Genomic DNA, 21865 nt, shown 5'->3' with positions numbered 1-21865 from the left:
ACGCCCGCGCGGACACTGCGCCTACCGCTGCGCTGCGAGCGGCCTGCTGTGAGCCTGCTGTCAGGGTGCTCCTGCTGCGATATTGCCATCTACTCGGCGGAAGGTGGCAGAACCGTGCAGTGGACGAAACAGAACGAACAAACTGTGTACGCAAACCGCTGGTTCAGCGTCAATCTCGCAGATGTCGAGCTGCCGGACGGTCGGCACCTCGATCACTTTTTAATACGGCTGCGGCCCGTCGCCGTGGCCACGGTGGTGAACGAGGCCAATGAGGTGCTCCTCCTGTGGCGGCACCGCTTCATCACCGACAGCTGGGGGTGGGAACTCGCGGCGGGCGTCGTCGAGGACGGCGAGGACATCGCCGTGGCGGCGGCCCGCGAACTGGAGGAGGAGACCGGCTGGCGACCGGGACCTCTGCGCCATCTGATGAGCGTCGAGCCCTCCAACGGGCTCACCGACGCCCGGCACCACATCTTCTGGGCCGATGAGGGCACCTATGTCGGCCACCCCGTGGACGACTTCGAATCGGACCGCAGGGAATGGGTCCCCCTCAAGCTCGTCCCCGACATGGTCGCCCGCGGCGAGGTCCCGGCCGCCAACATGGCGGCCGCACTGCTTCTCCTGCACCATCTCAGGCTCGGGCAGGACGCGTTGCCCTGATCCATCCCCCCACAGCGTCCTGAAACCTAATGGCCCAGAGCCTGCCAGACCGCCACGGCCAGCGCGCCCACGGCCGCGACGGCCGCAAGAGTGGGCAGGGGCCATCGGGTGTGTTCGAGAGCGACGAGCCGTGAGCTCAGATCGTCAAGATCCTTGGCGGTCTGGTCGTCGCGCTGAGTGAGCAGAGCCAGCCCGCCCTCGATGCGGGTGAGACCCACTTCGAGGCACCGGCGTAACTCTGCGAGTTCTCCTGGGACCACGGGATGCTCGGGGTCGGCGGTCACGTGTCCGCTCCTTTCCGTAGTCGTCACATCCCTTGCATGCGCACGGAAAGTCAACTCGCCTGGTGGACACGTGGGGAGCGTGTGCGACGGGCATATGCGAGCCCGGGCCGCACACGGTGTGTGAATGGCGCGGGCCCGGCACCGAAAAGAGTGCCGGGCCCGCGCGGGTCCGAGGTCTACGGACCGTAGTCAGGTTCGCTGGTGATGCAGCGTCATCAGGCGTACGTGTAGAAACCCGACCCGGACTTCCGGCCCAGCCGGCCCGCGTCGACCATGCGCTGGAGCAGCGGGGGAGCGGCGTAGAGCGGCTCCTTGTACTCCTCGTACATGCTGTACGCGACCGAGGCCACGGTGTCCAGGCCGATCAGGTCGGAGAGCTTGAGCGGGCCCATCGGGTGGGCGCAGCCCATCTCCATGCCGTTGTCGATGTCCTCGCGGCTCGCGATGCCCGACTCGAACATCCGGATCGCGGAGAGCAGATACGGGATCAGCAGCGCGTTCACCACGAAGCCCGAGCGGTCCTGGGCGCGGATCGCGTGCTTGCCGAGGACCTTCTCGGCGAACAGCTGGGCGCGGCCGAGGGTGCCCTCGGAGGTGGTCAGCGCCGGGATCAGCTCGACGAGCTGCTGCACCGGGGCCGGGTTGAAGAAGTGGATGCCGACGACCTGGTCGGGACGCGAGGTCGCGACGGCGAGCTTCACCAGCGGGATCGAGGAGGTGTTGGAGGCGAGGATCGCGTCCTGCCGGGTCACCACCTGGTCGAGCACCTGGAAGATCTCGGTCTTCACCTGTTCGTTCTCGACGACGGCCTCGATCACCAGGTCGCGGTCGGCGAACTCGCCGAGGTCGGTGGTGAAGCTGAGCCGCTGCTGGGTGGCCGCGAGCTCGTCCGCGGAGATCTTCCCGCGCTCCGCCGCCTTGGACAGGGAGGTGAACAGCCGGGTACGGCCGAACTCCAGAGCCTCGCCGGTGGTCTCGGCGACCTTGACGTCGAGACCGGCGCGCGCGCACACCTCGGCGATGCCCGCTCCCATCTGGCCGCAGCCCACCACTCCGACGCGTTCGATGTCGGTCACATCGTCCCCTTCGCTGATCTACGGACCGGGCAGGTACGCCGTTGTCCGGTTCCTGCTCCGAACGTGCACGTTACTCCGAAGTATCGATGATCGATCGTCCGGGTCGGGCATGCTGTGCGGGCAGACGATCCGTGACCGGACGGATCCGCAGCGTGCGGGGGTGTGCAGATGGGACGTATGTCACGTCGGGCGTTCGCGGCGGCCGCGGCGGCGGCGCTGTCAGGACTCATGACGGCGGGGGACGCGGCGGCGGTGCCCGCGGTGCGCGGCACCCCGGGGCCGGAGCCCGAGCGGGCGGCCCGCGAACTGCGCGGCATGTGGCTCGCGACCGTCGCCAACCGCGACTGGCCCTCGCGGCAGGGCCTCACCGCGGCGCAGCAGCGCGCCGAACTCCTCGCGCATCTCGACACGGCGGTGAGCCGTCGCCTGAACGCCGTGATCTTCCAGGTGCGTCCCACCGCCGACGCGCTGTGGCCCTCGCCGTACGAGCCGTGGTGCGAGTACCTCACCGGCGTCCAGGGCCAGGACCCGGGCTGGGACCCGCTCGGCACCGCGGTCGCCGAGGCGCACGCCCGCGGCCTCGAACTGCACGCCTGGTTCAACCCGTACCGCATCGCCAACCACACCGATCCGACCCGCCTGGTGGCGACCCATCCCGCCCGCCTTCACCCCGAGTGGGTGGTCCCGTACGGCGGGAAGCTCTACTACAACCCCGGGCTGCCCGAGGTGCGTGCCTTCGTCCAGGACGCGATGCTCGACGCGGTCCGCAGATACCGGATCGACGCCGTGCACTGGGACGACTACTTCTACCCGTATCCGGTCGCGGGTCAGGTCTTCGACGACGACGCGGCGTACGCGGCGCACGGCGCGGGCTTCCCGGACAAGGCGGCCTGGCGGCGCCACAACATCGACCGGCTGGTGCTGGAGACGGCGGCCCGCATCCGGCGGATCCGGCCCACCACGCGCTTCGGGATCAGCCCCTTCGGGGTGTGGCGCAACGCGGCGACCGACGCGCGCGGCTCGGACACCCGGGCCGGTGTGCAGACCTATGACGACCTCCACGCGGACACCAGGAAGTGGGTCCGGGAGCACTGGATCGACTACATCTGCCCGCAGGTGTACTGGAACATCGGCTTCACCGCGGCCGACTACGCGAAGCTCGTGCCCTGGTGGGCGGAGGTCGCGCAGGGCACCGGCGTACGGCTGTACATCGGTGAGGCGCTGTACAAGGCCGGTGATCCGGCGCAGCCCACGGCCTGGCAGGACCCGGCCGAGCTGTCCCGGCATGTTGCCCTCGCCGCGGGTTACCCGCAGGTGCGCGGGCACGTGTTCTTCTCGGCGAAGGAAGTGGGGGCCGACCGGATCGGTGCCATGGCGCGGGTGGTCGCCGACCACTACCGATGGCCGGCCAGGCCCCCGCGCTGATCCCGTGCCGGGCGGCGGCGCGTTACTGCCCGCCGCCCTCGGGGTGCCGGATCTCCGAGTCCGGGCCGGGTGAGCACACCGCCTCGTGCCCGTCCTGGAAGCGGACGCGGTACGGCGGCGTGCCTTCCGCACCCATCACTTCCACGATCTCTGCGACCTTGTCGTGCTGCCCGACGATCCTGCCGTGCTGCACCAGCTTGTCGCCCACAGTCGCTCGCATCTGAAGGGCCTCCTCGTCGCGCGCGGAGTAGTGGTCCCTGGTCGCAAGTCTACGGCCGGGGGCGCCCGTTGGCCCGGGCCGTGCGGAACCGGTCAGCTTCGGGCCCGCTGGGTGGCCGCGATGCAGACCAGGACCGCGGCAGCCGTCAGAGGTGCGGCCGGTGTGAGGTGCTCGCCGAGGAGCAGCACCGACCACACCAGTGTGAGCAGCGGCTGCGCCAACTGCAACTGGCTGGCCTTGGGAATGCCGATCGCGGCCATGCCCCGGTACCAGACGACCAGGCCGAGGAACTGCGACCCCGCCGCCACCCACAGCAGCCCGGTCACGCTGTGCGCGGTCAGCCGCACGGGCTCGTGCGAGAGCGCGACGAGCGCGCCCGGCAGCGCGAGCGGCAGGCACAGCACCAGCGCCCAGCCGATGACCTGCCAGCCCGGCATCACCCGGGCCAGCCGCCCGCCCTCGGTGTAGCCCGCCGCGCAGATCAGCAGCGCGCCGAAGAGATAGGCGTCCGCGCCGGTCAGGGCGCCGCCGCTCTGCTGCACGGTGAACGCGATCACCGCTGCCGCGCCCGCGACCGCCGCGATCCAGAACGTCCGGGAGGGCCGCGCCCCGGTGCGCAGCGCCGAGAGCAGTGCGGTGGTGAGCGGCAGCAGGCCGACGACCACGGCCGCGTGGGCCGTGGTGGATGTCTGCAGGGCCAGCGTCGTCAGCAGTGGGAAACCCACGACCACGCCCGCGGCGACGACGACGAGCCCGGCCCAGTGCGCCCGGCCCGGTACGCGGACGCGCAGGGCGAGGAGGCAGCCGCCCGCGATGACCGCCGCGAGCACGCTGCGCACGGCCACCAGGGACCAGGGGCCGAAGCCCTCCAGGCCCCAGGCGGTGGCGGGGAAGGTGAGGGAGAAGGCGGTCACGCCGAGGGCTGCCTGAAGGGTCCCGGACCGGCGGACGGACGCGGCGGGCTCCGTGCCGTCGGTCACCCGGCGGGACGTGCTGACCGCTATCGAGGTCCGGACAGTAGCGCTATCGTGTGCTCTCATGCATGAGCGTAGCAGTGTCGATGACCTGGCAGGTCAGCTGCGAAGGGAGCTGAATCGCTACTCTCCAGGTGGAAAGCTGCCGTCGAGCCGGGCGCTCGTCGAGCGGTTCCGGGTGAGCCCGGTGACCGTGTCGCGGGCGCTGGCGCAGCTGGCCGCCGAGGGACTGGTGGTCACCCGGCCCGGAGCGGGCGCCTTCCGGGCGCGGCCGCGTGCCGCCACCGCGCCCGAAGGGGACACCTCCTGGCAGGAGGTCGCGCTGAGCGCGGACGCCGCGGGCGAACTCGTCCCGCGCACCGTGGACGCCTCCGGGGTGCTCGCCACGCTCGCGGCGCCGCCGCCCGGTGTCGTCGAGTTCAACGGCGGCTACCTGCACCCGTCGCTGCAGCCGGAGCGGGCGATGGGCGCGGCCCTGTCCCGGGCGGGACGCCGCCCGGGTGCGTGGACCCGGCCGCCCGTGGAGGGGATCACGGAACTGCGGGACTGGTTCGCGCGCGGGATCGGCGGCGCGGTCACCGCCGCCGAGGTGCTCATCACGGCGGGCGGCCAGTCCGCGCTGACCACCGCGCTGCGCGCGCTCGCCGCGCCGGGTGCCCCGGTCCTCGTCGAATCGCCCACGTACCCGGGCATGTTGGCGATCGCCCGCGCGGCCGGCCTGCGCCCCGTCCCGGTGCCGGTGGACGCGGACGGTGTGAAGCCGCGGCTCCTCGCCGACGCCTTCCGGGCGAGCGGCGCCCGGGTCTTCGTCTGCCAGCCGCTGTTCCAGAACCCGACCGGCGCCGTGCTCGCGCCCGAGCGCCGGGGCGAGGTCCTGCGGATCGCGCGCGAGGCCGGCGCGTTCGTGATCGAGGACGACTTCGTACGGCGTCTGGTGCACGAGGACGCGGGTCCGCTGCCGCGTCCGCTCGCCGCGGAGGATCCCGACGGGGTCGTCGTGCACGTCAACTCCCTGACCAAGGCGACCTCGCCGAGCTTCCGGGTGGGTGCCCTGGCGGCTCGCGGTCCGGTCCTGGAGCGGTTGCGGGCCATCCAGGTCGTCGACACCTTCTTCGTGCCGCGCCCTCTTCAGGAGGCTGCGCTCGAACTCGTCGGCTCGCCCGCCTGGCCCCGTCATCTCCGATCCGTTTCGGCCGAGTTGAAGACCCGGCGCGACACGATGACCGCCGCGCTGCGTCTGCGGCTCCCCGAACTCGCCCTGCCGCACATCCCGTTCGGCGGCTACCAGCTGTGGCTGCGGCTGCCGGACGGCGGGGACGAGTCCGCCCTCGTGGCGGGCGCCCTGCGCGCGGGCGTCTCCGTCACCCCCGGCCGCCCGTACTTCAGCGCCGAACCGCCTGCCGGGCACGTGCGGTTGAGCTTCGCCGCGGTCGGGGGGACGGAGGAGATCGGTGAGGGGGTACGGCGGTTGAGGGCGGCGTGGGACGAGGCGCTCGGCTCGGCAGGGGGGTCCCCTGGGCGAACGTAGTGGATCACGGCCGCGTGAGCCCGTATGCACTCTGAGTAACCTACGGGACCCCCCCTTGACCTGCGGAGTCTCTCCCTCCACGATCTGCGCATGCATCTTCGGGTCACATTCGTAGCCGCCGCGCGCAGCTCGTCGCTGCTCGCTGAGCGCTTCGAGGACGACCGGCCGCTGGACCAGGCCGGCTGGGACGAGGTGCAGCGCGCTGCCCACGAGCTGGTGCCGCTGGCGGCGGCCGAGCTGCGCTACTGTTCGCCGACGCCCCGCAGCCGGGCCACGGGCGACGCCCTCGGCTATGCGCCGCTGGTCCAGCTCGCGCTGCGGGACTGCGACATGGGTCGGTGGCGCGGCCTCACCCTGGGCGAGGCGATGGCACGGGAGCCCGCGGCCGTGGACGCCTGGCTCGCCGATCCGCGCTCGACGCCGCACGGCGGTGAGTCCCTGCTGTCCTTCATTCAGCGCGTCGGCAACTGGCTCGACACGCGCCCCGCGGACGACGGCAGCCGCATCGTGGCCGTGGCCGAGCCCTCGGTGGTGCGGGCCGCGCTCGTCTACGCGCTGAAGGCCCCGCCGTCGACGTACTGGAACATCGATGTGCGCCCCCTGTCGACGGTCACCCTCGCGGGCCACGGCGGGCGCTGGAACTTCCGGCTGGAGTCCGGGCTGCAGCGCGTGTGAGCCGGTCGGCTCTCAGCTCAGGCGCGTGTAGTCGGTCGTCAGAACCAGGTCCTTGGCGGGGCCGCCCACGCGCCACACCGAGCGCCAGCGGTCCTCGTCGTACACGCTGAACTCGCCCCGGTAGAGGTCGGCCGCGCAGGGATGGTCGGCGACGTATCGCCCGTCGGTCAGGTCGAGGTCGTGGAAGAAGCGTCCGTCGGCGAACCGGACGCTCGCCGTGCCGGGACGCTCACCGGGCAGGAAGCGCAACGTGCGCTGCGCGGGCCGGGTGACGCCCTGCCAGCGGAACGTGCCGGACTCGCGGTGCAGGAGGCCGGGGCCACTGTGGCCGGCGCCGCCGCGGCGAGCCCGGTCACCGCCACCGCCACTGCCACCGTCGCCGTCGCCGTCCTCACCTTCGCCGAACGGCCGGAAGACCGTCCCCCCGGTGAACTCGCCCTCGGCGCCGCTCGCGAGGTCCCGCACCGAGCGTCGTACGCGCCAACTCCCGGTCAGGTGGGCGAGTACGTCGATTACCGGCCAGAAATCGTTCATCGTCCCGTCCTCCGCCCCACCCGATACTGCGCGATCCATTGACGCACTCCTGCCTCCTCCCTATCTTGCCGTTCGAAGTCCTGACCACCGTCTGGTATTTCGAACAATTTCACACTACAGAGCCGCGGAGTATCCATGTCACGCACCCGCACCCGCTGGAGACTCGGCCTCACCGCCACCACGCTCCTGGTGGCCTCGGCCGTCCTTCCCGTGCCCTCGAACGCCGCCGCCGCGGACGTCACCGACTACGCGATCAACGTCGCCCCCAAGGCCTCGGGCGCCAAGATCGACGACACCATGTACGGAGTGTTCTTCGAGGACATCAACCGCGCCGCGGACGGAGGGCTGTACGCGGAGCTGGTCCAGAACCGGTCCTTCGAGTACAGCACCGCGGACAACAACTCCTACACACCGCTCACCTCCTGGGCGACCACCGGCACGGCGAAGGCCCTGAACGACGACGGGCGACTCAACGCCCGCAACCGGACGTATCTCGCCCTGGACGGCGGCGCGTCCGTCACCAACTCCGGTTACAACACCGGCATCAGGGTCGAGAGCGGCAAGGCCTACGCCTTCTCCGTCTGGGCCCGCGCCGACGCCGCCGCGCCCCTCACGGTGACGCTGCACGACGCGGACGGCGCGCTCGCCGAGGCCCGCAAGGTGACCGCACGCGGTGGCTGGGCCAAGTACACCGCGAAGTTCACCGCGACCCGCAGCAGCACGACCGGCCGCCTCACCGTCGCCGCGGACAGTCCCGTCGCCCTCGACATGGTCTCGCTCTTCCCGCGCGACACCTACAAGGGGCGCGCGAACGGCCTGCGCAAGGACCTCGCCCAGAAGATCGCCGCCCTCCACCCGGGCTTCGTGCGCTTCCCCGGCGGCTGCCTGGTCAACACCGGCAGCATGCAGGGCTACGACGAGGCGTCCGGCTACCAGCGCAAGCGCTCGTACCAGTGGAAGGACACTGTCGGCCCGGTCGAGCAGCGCGCCACCAACTCCAACTTCTGGGGTTACAACCAGAGTTACGGCCTCGGCTACTACGAGTACTTCCAGTACTCCGAGGACATCGGCGCGATGCCGCTGCCCGTCGTGCCGGCCCTCGTCACCGGCTGCGGCCAGAACAAGGCCACCGACGACGACGCCCTGCTCAAGCGCCACATCCAGGACACCCTGGACCTCATCGAGTTCGCCAACGGCCCCGTGACGAGCAAGTGGGGCAAGAAGCGCGCACAGATGGGCCACCCCAAGCCCTTCCACCTCACCCACATCGAGGTCGGCAACGAGGAGAACCTGCCGACCGAGTTCTTCGCGCGCTTCACACAGTTCCGCACCGCCATCGCGGCCAAGTACCCGAACATCAAGGTGATCTCGAACGCCGGCCCCGACGACTCGGGGACCACCTTCGACACCGCCTGGAAGCTCAACAAGGACGCGAACGTCGACATGGTCGACGAGCACTACTACAACAGCCCGCAGTGGTTCCTGCAGAACAACGACCGCTACGACTCCTACGACAGGAACGGCCCCAAGGTCTTCCTCGGCGAGTACGCCTCCGGCGGCAACACCTTCAAGAACGCCCTCTCCGAAGCCGCGTACATGACCGGCCTGGAGCGCAACGCCGACGTCGTGAAGCTCGCCTCGTACGCCCCGCTCCTCGCCAACGAGGACTACGTGCAGTGGCGCCCCGACATGATCTGGTTCAACAACCACGCTTCATGGAACTCCGCGGACTACGAGGTCCAGAAGCTCTTCATGACCAACGTCGGTGACCGTGTGGTGCCCAGCACCGCCACCGGCACACCGTCCCTCACCGCGCCCATCTCCGGCGCCGTGGGCCTGTCGACGTGGGCGACCACGGCGGCGTACGACGACGTCAAGGTGACCGGCGAGGACGGCAGCGCGCTGTTCGGCGACGACTTCAGCGGCGACGCCTCGAAGTGGACCCATACGGGCGGCGGGAGCTGGAGCGTCCAGGACGGCCAGTACGTGCAGAGCGACGTGGCCGCCGAGAACACCATGGTCTCGGCCGGCGACCCGGCCTGGCACGACTACGACCTGCATGTGAAGGCCACCAAGAAGTCCGGCAAGGAGGGCTTCCTCGTCGCCTTCGGCGTCAAGGACACCGGCAACTACTACTGGTGGAACCTCGGTGGCTGGAACAACACCCAGTCCGCCGTCGAACAGGCCGTGGACGGCGGCAAGTCGACGCTTCTCGCCAAGCCCGGTTCCGTCGAGACGGGCCGCGCCTACGACGTCGACGTCAAGGTGCGGGGCCGGCAGGTCACCCTCTACCTCGACGGCCAGGAGTGGGGCAGCTTCACCGACGACAAGCCCGCCGAGCCGTTCCGTCAGGTCGTCACCAAGGACGCGAAGACCGGTGACCTGATCGTCAAGGTCGTCAACGCCCAGGCCGCAGACGCCCGTACGGCCATCGACCTCGGCGGGGTCAGGACCGCGTCGAGGGCGGCCGTGACCACGCTCGCCGCGGCGCCCGAGGCGGTCAACAGCGAGACGGCCACGGCGGTCGCCCCGGTCACCTCCACCTTCAAGGGGGTCGCCGACCACTTCACGTACACCTTCCCGGCGAACTCCGTGACCTTCCTGCGCATCAAGAAGGGCTGAGCACCGGACAGGGCGGACGGCAGTCAGCGGCGGCCCAGGCACCGAAGTGCGCCTGGGCCGCCGTGCCGTGGCGCATTGCGCCGTAGCGCCCGGCGCCGGGCGGGGCGGACACTGCTGCTGTCCCGAGCCGGACGGACGGGGGAGGCGGGATGGCGGAGGCACGCGTCGAGCCGGCGGTGGACGGCGTGCGCCCGCAGCGGCGGCCGGAACTCGACGCCCTGCGCATGCTGGTGGTGATCGGGCTCGTCTTCTTCCACTCGGCGTTGGTGTTCGACACCGAGGACGACTTCTACGTCAAGAACGCCGAGACCTCGGACGTGCCCACGATCGTCGGCGGGCTCGGGGTGGTCTGGGCGATGCCCATGCTGTTCCTCGTCGCGGGCTTCGGCGCATGGCACTCGCTGCACCGGCGCGGCCCCGCCGGGTTCGTCGTCGAGCGGCTGAGGCGGCTCGGCGTACCGCTGCTCTTCGCGCTGGTCACCCTCCTCCCGGTGCCGCAGTGGCTGCGGCGGCGCGCCGCCGACCCCGGCTACCACGAGTCGTACCGGCACTTCTGGCCGCGGTTCTTCGACGTGCACCTGGAGCCCGCCAAGTTCCCCTTCGTCGTGCAGGGCGAGGACTTCGAGACCGGGCACCTGTGGTTCGTGCTGCTCCTGCTCGTGTTCTCGCTCGTGCCGGCCCTGCTGGTCCTGCGGCTTCCCCGCGGTCTCGGCCGCCGGGCGCTCGACCGCCTGGCCGGGGCGGTCCGGCGGCGCGGCGTGATCCTGCTGCCCACCGTCCCGGTCGCGCTGATCTGCGCCCTGGTGGGCCTGGAGAAGAACTACGCGGCCTGGCACCGCTGGGCGTACCTGCTGTTCTTCCTGTACGGCTTCGTGGTCGCCGCCGACGAGCGGTTCAGGACGGCCATGCGCCGCGACGCGGGCCGGGCCGCCGGGCTCGGCCTGGTCCTGTACCTGGCCGCACTGCCGGGGTTCCTGGCCGCGGACGATCCCTTCACGGACCGGACGGCGCTCGCGATCGGGGCGCGGGCGCTGTACGGCGCGGCGGGCTGGTGCTGGCTCGTCGGGATCCTGGGGCTGCTCGACCGGCGCGGCCGCCGCCCGGCGCGGACCGACGCATCGCCGCTGCCGGCGGCCGAGGGCCCGCCGGACCGCCGCACCAGGGTGTACGGCTACCTGGCCGCCGCCGTGCTGCCGCTGTACGTCCTGCACCAGCCGATCGTCGTCGCCGTCGCGTACGGCGTGGTGGGCTGGGACGCGCCGGTCGCCGTCAAGTACGTCGTCATCGTGGCGGCCTCGCTCGTCCTGACCCTGGCCGCGTACGACCTGCTGGTGCGGCGTACGCGGGTGACGCGGTTCCTGTTCGGGATGCGCGCGTAGGAGCACGCGGGGATGCGCCTCAGGTGTTACTCCGGCGGGACGGGCCTCGCCGAACCGCTGACATGCTCCCGCACGCCGTGAGATCGTCCGCGGGTGACCGATGCCGCCGACGGGCCGACGCCTCTGGGTCCACCGGACGACCGCACCGCCTCCGCCCTGCGCTTCGCGACGGAACTCGTCGCCTGGGTGGCCACGCCCTGGCTCCTGGCCGACCGCTCGTGGCTCCTGGCCGTCCTGTCGTTGGTGGTCCTGATCGGCCTGCCGACCCTGTTCTCCACACCGGGCGACAAGGCCAACGTGATCATCCCGGTGCCCGGCGGCGTCACCGTCCTGCTGGTGCTGCTCCAGCTCACCGCCGCCGTGCTCTCCTCGTGGCTGCTCTGGCCCGCCTGGGCGGCGGTCGCCGTGTCCCTGCTGGCCGCCGCCACCCTCGTCACGGAGCGCCCGCGGTGGCGTTGGCTGCTGTCCAGGGGCCGGCTCGCGGCCTGAAGCACCGCCCCGCCCCGCAGGCCTCGGCGCCCTGTGCTCAGCCCAGAGACTCGAGGATCTCGTCCTGGACCCCGCCATACCGGATTGCATAAACGTGCAGAGAAACGTATAGTCATGCCATCCAAGAGGAGGGTTCCATGGCGGTACGCGCAGCAGTGGCGGGAGCGAGTGGGTACGCGGGCGGGGAACTGCTGCGTCTGCTCCTGGCACACCCCGAGGTCGAGATCGGCGCCCTGACCGGCAACTCCAACGCGGGCCAGCGCCTGGGCGCTCTGCAGCCGCACCTGCTGCCGCTGGCCGACCGCGTGCTCCAGGAGACCACGACCGACGTGCTCGCCGGTCACGAGATCGTGTTCCTCGCGCTGCCCCACGGGCAGTCCGCCGCCGTCGCCGAGCAGCTCGGTCCCGACGTCCTCGTCGTCGACATGGGCGCCGACTTCCGGCTGAAGGACCCGGCCGACTGGGAGCGGTTCTACGGTTCCGCGCACGCCGGGACCTGGCCGTACGGCCTCCCCGAACTGCCGGGCGTCCGCGCCGCGCTGGAGGGGTCCAAGCGCATCGCGGTGCCCGGTTGCTATCCCACGGCCGCCTCCCTCGCGCTGTTCCCGGCGTACGCGGCGGGGCTCGCCGAGCCCGAGGCCGTGATCGTCGCCGCTTCCGGCACCTCCGGCGCGGGCAAGGCGCCCAAGGCGCACCTGCTGGGCAGCGAGGTCATGGGCTCCATGACGCCGTACGGCGTCGGCGGCGGTCACCGGCACACCCCCGAGATCATCCAGAACCTCGGCGCGGCCGCCGGCGAGCCCGTCTCCGTCTCCTTCACGCCGACCCTCGCGCCGATGCCCCGCGGCATCCTCGCCACCTGCAGTGCCAAGGCGCGGGACGGAGTCACCGCCGAGTCGGTCCGGGCCGCGTACGAGAAGGCCTTCGCCGACGAGCCGTTCGTCCATCTGCTGCCCGAGGGGCAGTGGCCCGCGACCGCGTCCGTCTACGGTTCCAACGCCGTTCAGGTGCAGGTCGCCTACGACGAAGCCGCGCACCGCATCATCGCGATCAGCGCCATCGACAACCTGACCAAGGGCACCGCCGGCGGTGCCGTCCAGAGCATGAACATCGCCCTCGGGCTCCCCGAGGAGCTGGGTCTTTCCACGATCGGAGTCGCACCGTGAGCGTCACGGCAGCACAGGGGTTCCGGGCTGCGGGCATCGCCGCCGGGATCAAGGAGAACGGCAACCCGGACCTGGCCCTCGTGGTCAACGCCGGGCCCCGCCGCGCCGCCGCGGGCGTCTTCACCTCCAACCGTGTGAAGGCCGCGCCGGTGCTGTGGTCGGAGCAGGTGCTGAAGAGCGGGGAGTTGACGGCGGTCGTCCTCAACTCCGGTGGCGCCAACGCCTGTACGGGCCCCAAGGGCTTCCAGGACACGCACGCCACCGCGGAGAAGGTCGCCGACGTCCTCGGCGTGGGCGCCGGCGAGGTCGCCGTGGCCTCCACGGGCCTCATCGGCGTACTCCTGCCCATGGACAAGCTGCTTCCCGGAGTCGAGCAGGCCGCTGCCCAGCTCTCCGAGCACGGCGGCGAGAAGGCCGCCATCGCCATCAAGACCACCGACACCGTCCACAAGACCGCCGTGGCCACCGGCAACGGCTGGACCGTCGGCGGGATGGCCAAGGGCGCGGGCATGCTCGCCCCGGGTCTGGCCACCATGCTCGTCGTGCTCACCACGGACGCCGACCTGGACAGCGAGACGCTGGACAAGGCGCTGCGGGCGGCCACGAAGACCACCTTCGACCGCGTCGACTCCGACGGCTGCATGTCCACCAACGACACCGTGCTGCTGCTCGCCTCCGGAGCCTCCGAAGTGACCCCGGAATTCGCGGAGTTCGCCGAGGCCGTGCGTGCCGTCTGCGACGACCTCGGCCAGCAGCTCATCCGGGACGCCGAGGGCGCGAGCAAGGACATCAAGGTCGAGGTGATCAACGCCGCGACCGAGGACGACGCCGTCGAGGTGGGCCGCTCCATCGCCCGCAACAACCTCCTCAAGTGCGCCATCCACGGCGAAGACCCCAACTGGGGACGGGTGTTGAGCGCGATCGGTACGACGTCCGCGGCCTTCGAGCCCGACCGGCTGAACGTCGCCATCAACGGCGTGTGGGTCTGCAAGAACGGCGGCGTGGGCGAGGACCGCGACGTCGTCGACATGCGCTACCGCGAGGTGCACATCGTCGCCGACCTCGCCGCGGGCGACGAGACGGCCACGATCTGGACCAACGACCTCACCGCCGACTACGTCCACGAGAACAGCGCGTACTCCTCATGAGCAATCCGAGCCACGGAGGCACCCGCAGACACACCGCGCTGCCCAAGGCGCAGATCCTCATCGAGGCGCTGCCCTGGCTGACCCGGCACAACGGCAAGACGGTCGTCGTGAAATTCGGCGGCAACGCGATGATCGACGAGGAGCTGAAGGCGGCCTTCGCGCAGGACATCGTGTTCCTGCACCACGCCGGCCTCAAGCCCGTCGTCGTGCACGGCGGAGGCCCGCAGATCAGCGCCGCCCTGGACCGGCACGGCATCGTCAGTGAGTTCAAGGCGGGGCTCCGGGTCACCACCGAGGACGCCATGGACGTCGTACGCATGGTGCTGGCCGGACAGGTGCAGCGCGAGCTGGTCGGGCTGCTCAACCAGCACGGGCCGCTCGCCGTCGGCCTCACCGGCGAGGACGCGCACACCATCACCGCCACCAAGCACCAGCCCGAGATCGACGGCGAACTGGTCGACATCGGCCGGGTCGGCGAGATCACCGCCATCGACACCGGTGCCATCGAGGCGCTGCTCGCCGACGGCCGTATCCCGGTCGTCTCCTCGATCGCCCGCTCCCAGGACGACCACCATGTCTACAACGTCAATGCTGATACGGCGGCTGCGGCACTCGCTGCTGCTCTTGGCGCCGAAACCCTCATGGTCCTCACGGACGTCGAGGGTCTTTACGAGGACTGGCCGAACAGCGACGAGGTGATCAGCCGCCTCACCGCCGGCCAGTTGGAGAAGCTGCTGCCCGAGCTGGCCAGCGGCATGGTGCCGAAGATGGAGGGCTGTCTGCACGCCGTGCGCAACGGCGTCAACACCGCCCGTGTCATCGACGGCCGGGTCCAGCACTCGATCCTGCTGGAGATCTTCACCGACGAGGGGATCGGCACGATGGTCGTGCCGGACGACGAGGAAGCGGGGGACGACGCATGACCGGCACCGCGACAAACGCAGAGCTCACCGAGCGGTGGCAGGGCTCGCTCATGGACAACTACGGCACCCCCCGGCTGCCGCTCGTCCGCGGCGCGGGAACCAGGCTGTGGGACGCCGACGGCAAGGAGTACCTCGACTTCGTCGGCGGTATCGCGGTCAACGCCCTCGGCCACGCGCACCCCGCGATCGTCGAGGCCGTCAGCCGGCAGATCGGCTCCCTCGGCCATGTCTCCAACCTCTTCGTCGCCGAGCCGCCCGTCGCGCTCGCCGAACGGCTGCTCCAGCTCTTCGGCCGTGACGGCCGCGTGTACTTCTGCAACTCGGGGGCCGAGGCCAACGAGGGCGCGTTCAAGATCGGCCGGCTGACCGGACGGTCGCACATGGTGGCCACCACGGGCGGCTTCCACGGCCGCACGATGGGCGCCCTCGCGCTCACCGGCCAGCCCGGCAAGCGGGATCCCTTCCTGCCGCTGCCCGGTGACGTCACGCACGTTCCCTACGGCGACGCGCAGGCACTGGCCGAAGCGGTCACCGAGGACACCGCCCTGGTGATCATCGAGCCCGTCCAGGGCGAGAACGGCGTGGTCGTGCCGCCGCCCGGCTATCTGAAGGCGGCCCGCGCGATCACCGCCGCCACCGGCGCGCTGCTCGTCCTCGACGAGGTGCAGACCGGGATCGGCCGTACCGGACACTGGTTCGAGTACCAGGCGCACGAGGGTGTCCTGCCGGACATCGTCACGCTTGCGAAGGGCCTCGGCGGCGGACTGCCCCTCGGTGCGACCGTCGCCTTCGGCCGGGCCGCCGAACTGCTCAAGCCCGGCCACCACGGCACCACCTTCGGCGGCAACCCCGTCGTGTGCGCCGCGGGACTCGCCGTGCTCGACACGATCCAGGCCGAGGGCCTGCTCGACAACGTGAAGAGCGCGAGCGAGAAACTGCGCAATGGAATCGAGTCACTCGGGCACCCGTTGATCGACCATGTCCGTGGCGCGGGCCTGCTGCTGGGTATCGTGCTCACCGAGCCGCTCGCGCCCCAGGCGCAGCAGGCGGCTCAGGACGCCGGCCTCCTGGTGAACGCGCCCGCCCCCGATGTCGTACGGCTGATGCCTCCGCTGAACCTCGGCGACGACGAAGTGGACGCGTTCCTCCAGGCGCTGCCCGGCGTACTCGACGCGGTAGCCAACGGGGACGGACGAGCCAAAGAATGAGACGACGACGATGAGTCAGGCGCAGGATCACGAGCACGCAGGGCCTGCCGTGCCGCAGACCCGCACCGCACGCCACCGCCGGATCGTGGACATCCTCAACCGGCAACCGGTGCGCTCCCAGAGCCAGTTGGCGAAGCTTCTCGCCGACGACGGGCTGACCGTCACACAGGCGACGCTCTCCCGGGACCTGGACGAGCTGAACGCGGTGAAGATCCGCAACAACGACGGCGACCTCATCTACGCGGTACCGAGCGAGGGCGGCTTCCGCACCCCGCGCGCGCCGCTGGGCGAGTCGGCGAAGGAGGAGCGGATGCGGAGGCTCTCGTCGGAGTTGCTGATCTCCGCGGAGGCGTCCGCCAACCTCGTGGTCCTGCGTACCCCGCCGGGGGCCGCGCAGTTCCTTGCCTCCGCCATCGACCAGGCGGAACTGCACGACATCCTCGGCACGATCGCCGGGGACGACACGCTGCTGCTGATCAGCCGCGAGGCGACCGGTGGTCAGGCGCTCGCCGACCACCTGCTGCGGTTGGCCCAGAACCACCACTGAGGTCTTTGCGAGTCATCCCAGTCGGGCGGCGAGACCTCCGGTGCACCGGACCTCGTCGCCCGCCGTGATCAGCAGCGCCTCGATGTCCGGGAGCGACTCCAGCCAGCAGAGCGCCTCCCGCGACCCCATCGCGAAAGCCGCCGTCGCCCACGCGTCCACCCAGGTCAGCCGGGGCCCCACCACCGTCACGGCGACCAGGTCGGTGACCGCGGAGCGGCCGGTGCGCGGGTCGACGATGTGGGCGCCGCGCTCGGCGGTGCCGGAGGTGGCCACCGCCAGCTCGTCGACACCGGCCGCGGAGACCACCGCCGCCAAACCGCCCGGGCGCAGCGGGTCCGAGACGCCGACCCGCCACGGGCGGTGCGTGCCGGGTGTGCCGCACAACTGGACGTCGCCGCCCCCGTTCACGCTCACGCCACTCGCTCCGGCGGCGGTGAGGTGGAGGGCGGCGCGCTCGGTCGCCCAGCCCTTCACGAGGCCCGTCGGGTCGAGCCGTCCCTCGTACGTCGTGCTGAACCAGCCGTCGCTGACCCGCTCGGCCTCCGCGCACAGACCGAGCACCTCGGCGACATCGGGATCGCAGTCGGCGACGGTGAGTTCGCCGCGGGCCAGCCGGGAGACCTCGCTGTCGTCGCGGTAGGTGCTGAACAGCTCGTCCACCCGGTGGAGTTGAGCGATCGCCTCCTCCAACGCGGCCTGCACGGCCTCGGGTTCGCCGCCGCGCACGTCGAAGGAGAAGACGGTGCCCATCACCTCCTCCGCGTGACGCAGCGCGGGCAGGGGTACCTCGGCGGACTCAGCCACCGGCCTTGTCCAGGGCCGACTGCAGGGACTGCTTGTATCCGCCGCTGGTGTACGTGGCGCCGGACACGGCGTCGATGTCGGCGCTTCCGGCCGCCACCGCCTCCTGGTTGAGCTTGGGCACCGAGTCCGAGGTGACCTGGGTGCTGCGGCCGCCGCTGGGCGCCTGCACCGCGTCCGCCTTGGTGATCTTGCCGCCGCTCACGGTGATGCGGACCTGGACGGGCCCGTACTGGGTCTGCGCGACGTTCCCGGTCACCGTACGGGCCTGCGCGGCGGGCGGCGCCGACGACGCCGCACCACCGGCCGGCGAGGACGGCTGGGCTGCCGGGGCCGACGGGGACGCGGGACTCGACGGAGCGGTCTGCCGGCTTCCGGCCGCCTTCGCCTTGTCCACGGCCGACTGGAGGGACTGCTTGTAGCCGGCGCTTGTGTACGTCGCCCCGGACACGGCGTCGATGTCCGCGTTCTGTGCGGCGACCGTCTCCTGGTTGAGCTTCGGCACGGCGTCGGCGGTGACCGTGGTGCTGCGGCCGCCGCTGGGCGCCTGCAGCGTCTCGGCCTTGGTGATCCGCCCGCCGCTCACGGTCAGCCGCACCTGCACGGGGCCGTACTGGGTCCGGGCCACGTTTCCGGTGACCGTGCCGGCCTGCGGGGCCCCGGCGCCGCCCTGGGCCGACTCCTGCGCGGCCGCCGTCTGCTGCGCCGCGGTCCCGCCCTGCGCCGAGGCGGCGGCCGGATCGGACGCCGGCTTCAGCGACAGCAGCAGGACGATCCCGGACACGGTGGCTGCACCGGCGAGTACGGCACGCCGAATGGGGTGGCTCTTCTTCATCTCTCCCGACTCCCGTCGCTCACATCTCGAACGACTCGTGATGGATGCGGCGGGCGGGGACCCCCGCGCCGCGCAGTGCTTCGTACACCTGCTGGGCGAAGCCGGGCGGCCCGCACAGGAAGACGTCGTGGCGCTCGATGTCCGGCATCTTGCGGCGCAGACTGTCCGCCGAGATGTCCGGACGCTCGCCGTCCGGGCTGTTCACGGCGTACATCAGCCGCGCCCCGCGCTCGTCCGCGATGGAGGACAGCTCGTCCCACAGGGCGAGATCCTGCGTGCTGTTGGCCCGGTAGAGCAGTGTCAGGTCGCCGGAGGCGGCGGGCAGCGTCTCGAACAGCGCCCGCATCGGGGTGATCCCTACGCCGCCGGCCACCAGCAGCACCTTGCCGCGGCTGCGCTTGCCCGCGGTCAGCGCGCCGTACGGGCCCTCGGCCCACACCCGCGTGCCGGGTTCGAGGTCGCGCAGGGCGGAACTGTGGTCGCCGATCGCCTTCACCGTGATGCGCAGCATGTGGGGGCGCGGCGCCGCCGACAGCGAGTACGGGTGGGAGCTGAAGCGCATGCCCGGCGCGAGGAAGCGCCAGCGGAAGAACTGCCCGGCCTCCGCGCCCATGCGGTGCAGCTTGCGCCCGCTGATCAGCACCGAGACGACCCCGGGGGACTCCTCGACCACCGCTTCGACGCGCATGCGGTGACGCAGGTTGAGCCGGATCGGCGTGAGGACGCGGTACCAGACCACCAGCGCGGTCACCGACCCGTACAGCCCGTACCAGACCGTCTTCGCGGTGGGTTCGACGGCGAAGTCGTTGCCGGTGGACAGCTGGTGCCAGAACGTGAAGAACACGGCCGCGTACGTCAGCAGGTGCACGTGGTACCAGAGGTCGTACGGGATCCTGCGCCGCAGCCCGCCGATCGAGATGAGCCCGATGAACAGCAGCAGGCCGGTGCCGATCGCGGCCTTGCCCATGTCCGGCAGCTGCTGCACGGAGTCGACGGTCTGCTGGACGATCGAGCCGAAGTCCTTGCCGGCCTGCAGGGCGTAGCCGTACATCGTCAGGACGAGGTGGGCGAGGACCAGACAGAGCGTGTAGCGGCCGGTCATGGCATGCCAGCGGGCCACCCGGTCGGAGCCCACCCGACGTTCCAGGGCGGGCACCCGGGCCATCTGGAGCACCACGAGCGCCATCAGGTATCCGGCGAGCAGCCCGGTGATCCGGCCCGCATTCAGGATCTTGCTGTTGTCGTCCGCGATGGACGGGGTGTTGCTCCACCACAGCCAGATCACCCCCGCCGCGCCCGCCCAGAAGGCGAGCAGCAGCGGGACGGCGGGCGAGCGTCGAGGGCGGATGCGGCGCATGGTCTGGCGCCGGGCGGCGCGACCACCGGCGATCGTGGACACGGTTCCTCCGTGTTCCTGCGTGGGAACGGGGGCGAGGGGAGTGGCTCCTTGGCCCAGAGATACGTGCGAGGACCGCTGTCCGTTCAGAGGCCCGCCGAGTCCAGCGCGGACTGGAGGGACTGCTTGTACCCGTCGCTGGTGTACGTCGCCCCGGAGACCGAGTCGATCGAGGCGCTCTGGGCGGCCAGCACCTCCCGCCTGAGCTGCGGAATCGCGTAGCTGTTGATCTCCTGGTCCTTCGGGTTGTCCTGCGGATAGGTGACCGCGGTGACGTCCGTGATCCTGCCGTTCCGCACCGTTACCCGCACCTGCACGGGACCCCAACGGGTCTGCACGGTCTCCCCGGTGGCGGTCTTGGTTCCGGTGCTCTTCGATCCACCGGACGAACCAGATGAACCGGACGAACCGGAGGAGCTTTCGGGGGACGGCGACTGGCTGGTGGAGGGCGAGGACGCGTTCGTGACGGTCGGCGGCGTGTGCGGCTTCAGGGACAGCAGCAGGACGACACCGGTGACGGTGCTCGCCGCCGCCATCGTGATGCGGCGCAGCGGACGGTTCTTCTTCAGCGCGTGCAACGCGGCCTCACAGTTCTCACAGTTCGAACGACTCGTGGTGGATACGGCGGTCCGGGACCCCGGCGGCGTGCAGCGCCGCGTACAGGTCGCGGGCGAGGGCGGGCGGCCCGCACAGATAGACGTCGTGCGCCGCGACATCGGGTACGGCCGCCCGCAGCGACTCGGCGGTGAACCGGGGGCGCCTGCCGTCGGCGCCGTTGACCGCGTACAGGACCTGCGCCCCGCGCCACTTCGCTATCGCCTCCAGCTCGGCGCCGAGCGCGAGGTCCTCGGCGGTGCGCGCCCGGTAGAGCAGCGTCACGTCACCCGGGCCGCCGGGGAGGGACTCGAACAGGGCGCGCAGCGGGGTGATGCCGACCCCGCCGGCGATCAGCAGCACCTTGGGTGCGGTGCGCCGCTCGGCGGTGAGGGCGCCGTACGGGCCCTCCGCCCACACCCGGGTGCCGGGCCGTAGCAGGCCGATGGCGGCGCTGTGGTCGCCGAGCGCCTTCACGGTGATCCGCAGCAGGTCGGGCCGGGGCGGCGCCGACAGCGAGTACGGCGTCGACGTCCACCGCAGCCCGTCCGCGAGGAACCGCCAGCGGAAGAACTGCCCGGACTGCGCGCCCAGTTCGTCCAGCCGCTCGCCGCGTACGACGACGGAGAAGACCCCCGGCGCCTCGCGGTGCACGGACTCGACGCGCAGCCTGTGGCGCAGGTTGAGCCGGATGGGCGCGAGGAGCCTGAACCATCCGACGAGGGCGGCGGTGCCCAGGTAGAGCACGTACCAGGCGGACCGGGCCCAGGCGTTGCCGACGAAGTCGGAGCCCAGTGTGAGCTGGTGGAAGAAGGCGAGGAACACGGCCGCGTAGGTGAGCAGGTGAAGGTAGTACCAGAACTCGTGACTGACCCGGCGGCGCACCGCGCCCGCCGACACGATCCCGACGGCGAAGAGGACGAGCCCACCGATCGTGGCCTTGAGCATGTCCGGGTAGTCGAAGACCACGCTGACGGTCTCGTGCACGATGCCGGACCCGTCCTGGGCGGCGTACCCGAACAGGATGAGGGTGACGTGCGCGACCAGCAGACAGATCGTGTAGCGGCCCGCCATGGCGTGCCAGCGGGCCACCCGGTCGGAGCCGATGCGCCGCTCCAGGAAGGGGACGCGGGCCATCAGCGCGACGAGGACCGCGCAGCCGTAGCCGCTCAGCAGCCCGGCGATCCGCCCTGCGTCGGTCAGCCGGCCCGCCGTGCCCACCACCGACCGCGTGTCGGACCACCACAGGGCGACGACGGCGGCGGCCCCGGCCCAGAGCAGCGCCAGCAGGGGGGCGGCGGGAGAGGGCCGTGGCCGCCTGCGGGCTCGTGAGGGGCGCGGGACCGCGGCCCGACGCTCGTACACCGTCGTCATGTATCCG

Annotated in this window: 22 protein-coding genes; 12 read left to right on the top strand and 10 right to left on the bottom strand. The window is 71.3% G+C overall.

All coding sequences use genetic code 11. From position 1 onward, the window contains the following. Window positions 1-114 precede the first annotated feature (114 nt). Entirely contained in the window at window positions 115-660 is a 546-nt protein-coding gene (locus ABZS97_RS07805; RefSeq protein WP_356134792.1) for an NUDIX hydrolase, read from the top strand. A 26-nt stretch (window positions 661-686) separates the two neighbouring features. On the opposite strand, the gene ABZS97_RS07800 is transcribed toward ABZS97_RS07805, so the two are convergent. Continuing rightward, window positions 687-944 carry a hypothetical protein gene (locus tag ABZS97_RS07800; protein WP_356134790.1) on the bottom strand — a complete coding sequence of 86 codons (258 nt, stop codon included), beginning with the start codon at window positions 942-944 and terminating at the stop codon, window positions 687-689. A 215-nt stretch (window positions 945-1159) separates the two neighbouring features. Continuing rightward, window positions 1160-2020: a 3-hydroxybutyryl-CoA dehydrogenase gene (locus ABZS97_RS07795; RefSeq protein WP_356134788.1), complete on the bottom strand. Its 861-nt coding sequence runs from the start codon at window positions 2018-2020 to the stop codon at window positions 1160-1162. 168 nt (window positions 2021-2188) lie between these two features. Between ABZS97_RS07795 and ABZS97_RS07790 the strand changes: the two genes are divergently transcribed. Further along, window positions 2189-3445: a family 10 glycosylhydrolase gene (locus ABZS97_RS07790; protein ID WP_356134786.1), complete on the top strand. Its 1257-nt coding sequence runs from the start codon at window positions 2189-2191 to the stop codon at window positions 3443-3445. Between the two features lie 22 nt (window positions 3446-3467). On the opposite strand, the gene ABZS97_RS07785 is transcribed toward ABZS97_RS07790, so the two are convergent. Continuing rightward, a complete protein-coding gene (locus ABZS97_RS07785) occupies window positions 3468-3665 on the bottom strand; it encodes a DUF1918 domain-containing protein (RefSeq protein ID WP_356134784.1) in 198 nt (65 codons plus the stop codon). Window positions 3666-3757: 92 nt separating this feature from the next. Then, complete coding sequence (locus ABZS97_RS07780) at window positions 3758-4705, bottom strand: DMT family transporter (RefSeq protein WP_356134782.1); 948 nt, start codon at window positions 4703-4705, stop codon at window positions 3758-3760. On the opposite strand from ABZS97_RS07780, the gene ABZS97_RS07775 reads away from it, so the two are divergent. Further along, the gene (locus tag ABZS97_RS07775) at window positions 4704-6167 is read left to right on the top strand and encodes a PLP-dependent aminotransferase family protein (protein WP_356134780.1); all 1464 of its coding nucleotides are present in this window, start codon (window positions 4704-4706) and stop codon (window positions 6165-6167) included. The two genes, ABZS97_RS07780 and ABZS97_RS07775, sit on opposite strands and share 2 nt — an antisense overlap. A gap of 90 nt (window positions 6168-6257) precedes the next feature. Beyond that, on the top strand, window positions 6258-6842 hold the full coding sequence (locus tag ABZS97_RS07770; RefSeq protein WP_356134778.1) for a histidine phosphatase family protein: 585 nt from the start codon (window positions 6258-6260) through the stop codon (window positions 6840-6842). Window positions 6843-6854: 12 nt separating this feature from the next. Here ABZS97_RS07770 and ABZS97_RS07765 read toward each other — a convergent pair whose 3' ends face one another. Further along, the gene (locus ABZS97_RS07765) at window positions 6855-7376 is read right to left on the bottom strand and encodes a DUF6314 family protein (protein WP_356134776.1); all 522 of its coding nucleotides are present in this window, start codon (window positions 7374-7376) and stop codon (window positions 6855-6857) included. Between the two features lie 135 nt (window positions 7377-7511). On the opposite strand from ABZS97_RS07765, the gene ABZS97_RS07760 reads away from it, so the two are divergent. The 8 genes from ABZS97_RS07760 (at window position 7512) to ABZS97_RS07725 (ending at window position 16858) form a co-directional block, all read left to right on the top strand. Beyond that, a complete protein-coding gene (locus tag ABZS97_RS07760) occupies window positions 7512-9998 on the top strand; it encodes an alpha-L-arabinofuranosidase C-terminal domain-containing protein (RefSeq protein ID WP_356134774.1) in 2487 nt (828 codons plus the stop codon). Window positions 9999-10147: 149 nt separating this feature from the next. After that, complete coding sequence (locus ABZS97_RS07755; protein ID WP_356134772.1) at window positions 10148-11377, top strand: acyltransferase family protein; 1230 nt, start codon at window positions 10148-10150, stop codon at window positions 11375-11377. A 123-nt stretch (window positions 11378-11500) separates the two neighbouring features. Then, the gene (locus ABZS97_RS07750; protein ID WP_356134841.1) at window positions 11501-11866 is read left to right on the top strand and encodes a hypothetical protein; all 366 of its coding nucleotides are present in this window, start codon (window positions 11501-11503) and stop codon (window positions 11864-11866) included. A 137-nt stretch (window positions 11867-12003) separates the two neighbouring features. Beyond that, complete coding sequence (gene argC / locus ABZS97_RS07745) at window positions 12004-13032, top strand: N-acetyl-gamma-glutamyl-phosphate reductase (protein ID WP_356134770.1); 1029 nt, start codon at window positions 12004-12006, stop codon at window positions 13030-13032. Further along, window positions 13029-14180, top strand: a complete 1152-nt coding sequence (gene argJ / locus ABZS97_RS07740; RefSeq protein ID WP_356134768.1) for a bifunctional glutamate N-acetyltransferase/amino-acid acetyltransferase ArgJ — start codon at window positions 13029-13031, stop codon at window positions 14178-14180. The genes argC and argJ overlap by 4 nt, the downstream gene beginning before the upstream one ends. Beyond that, window positions 14177-15103 carry an acetylglutamate kinase gene (argB, locus tag ABZS97_RS07735; protein WP_356134766.1) on the top strand — a complete coding sequence of 309 codons (927 nt, stop codon included), beginning with the start codon at window positions 14177-14179 and terminating at the stop codon, window positions 15101-15103. Before argJ ends, argB begins: the two co-directional genes overlap by 4 nt. Beyond that, window positions 15100-16311, top strand: a complete 1212-nt coding sequence (locus ABZS97_RS07730; RefSeq protein WP_356134764.1) for an acetylornithine transaminase — start codon at window positions 15100-15102, stop codon at window positions 16309-16311. Before argB ends, ABZS97_RS07730 begins: the two co-directional genes overlap by 4 nt. Window positions 16312-16321: 10 nt before the next feature. Then, complete coding sequence (locus tag ABZS97_RS07725; protein WP_356134762.1) at window positions 16322-16858, top strand: arginine repressor; 537 nt, start codon at window positions 16322-16324, stop codon at window positions 16856-16858. Window positions 16859-16870: 12 nt separating this feature from the next. Here the strand turns inward: ABZS97_RS07725 and ABZS97_RS07720 are convergent, their stop codons facing one another. The 5 genes from ABZS97_RS07720 to ABZS97_RS07700 all read right to left on the bottom strand — a co-directional run bounded on the left by ABZS97_RS07720 (window position 16871) and on the right by ABZS97_RS07700 (window position 21858). Beyond that, window positions 16871-17608, bottom strand: coding sequence for an FAD:protein FMN transferase (locus ABZS97_RS07720; protein WP_356134839.1), 738 nt, complete (start codon window positions 17606-17608; stop codon window positions 16871-16873). A 46-nt stretch (window positions 17609-17654) separates the two neighbouring features. Beyond that, window positions 17655-18494 carry an FMN-binding protein gene (locus tag ABZS97_RS07715; RefSeq protein ID WP_356134760.1) on the bottom strand — a complete coding sequence of 280 codons (840 nt, stop codon included), beginning with the start codon at window positions 18492-18494 and terminating at the stop codon, window positions 17655-17657. 19 nt (window positions 18495-18513) lie between these two features. Next, window positions 18514-19851: a ferredoxin reductase family protein gene (locus tag ABZS97_RS07710; RefSeq protein WP_356134837.1), complete on the bottom strand. Its 1338-nt coding sequence runs from the start codon at window positions 19849-19851 to the stop codon at window positions 18514-18516. 125 nt (window positions 19852-19976) lie between these two features. Continuing rightward, the gene (locus ABZS97_RS07705) at window positions 19977-20468 is read right to left on the bottom strand and encodes an FMN-binding protein (protein WP_356134758.1); all 492 of its coding nucleotides are present in this window, start codon (window positions 20466-20468) and stop codon (window positions 19977-19979) included. Window positions 20469-20484: 16 nt separating this feature from the next. Beyond that, window positions 20485-21858, bottom strand: coding sequence for a ferredoxin reductase family protein (locus ABZS97_RS07700; RefSeq protein WP_356134756.1), 1374 nt, complete (start codon window positions 21856-21858; stop codon window positions 20485-20487). Window positions 21859-21865 lie beyond the last annotated feature (7 nt).

This window comes from Streptomyces sp. NPDC005485 (genome assembly GCF_040606085.1).
Taxonomy (GTDB): Bacteria; Actinomycetota; Actinomycetes; order Streptomycetales; family Streptomycetaceae; genus Streptomyces.
Note: the sequence above shows the minus strand (reverse complement) of the source record. Positions and strands in the feature narration are given on the sequence as shown.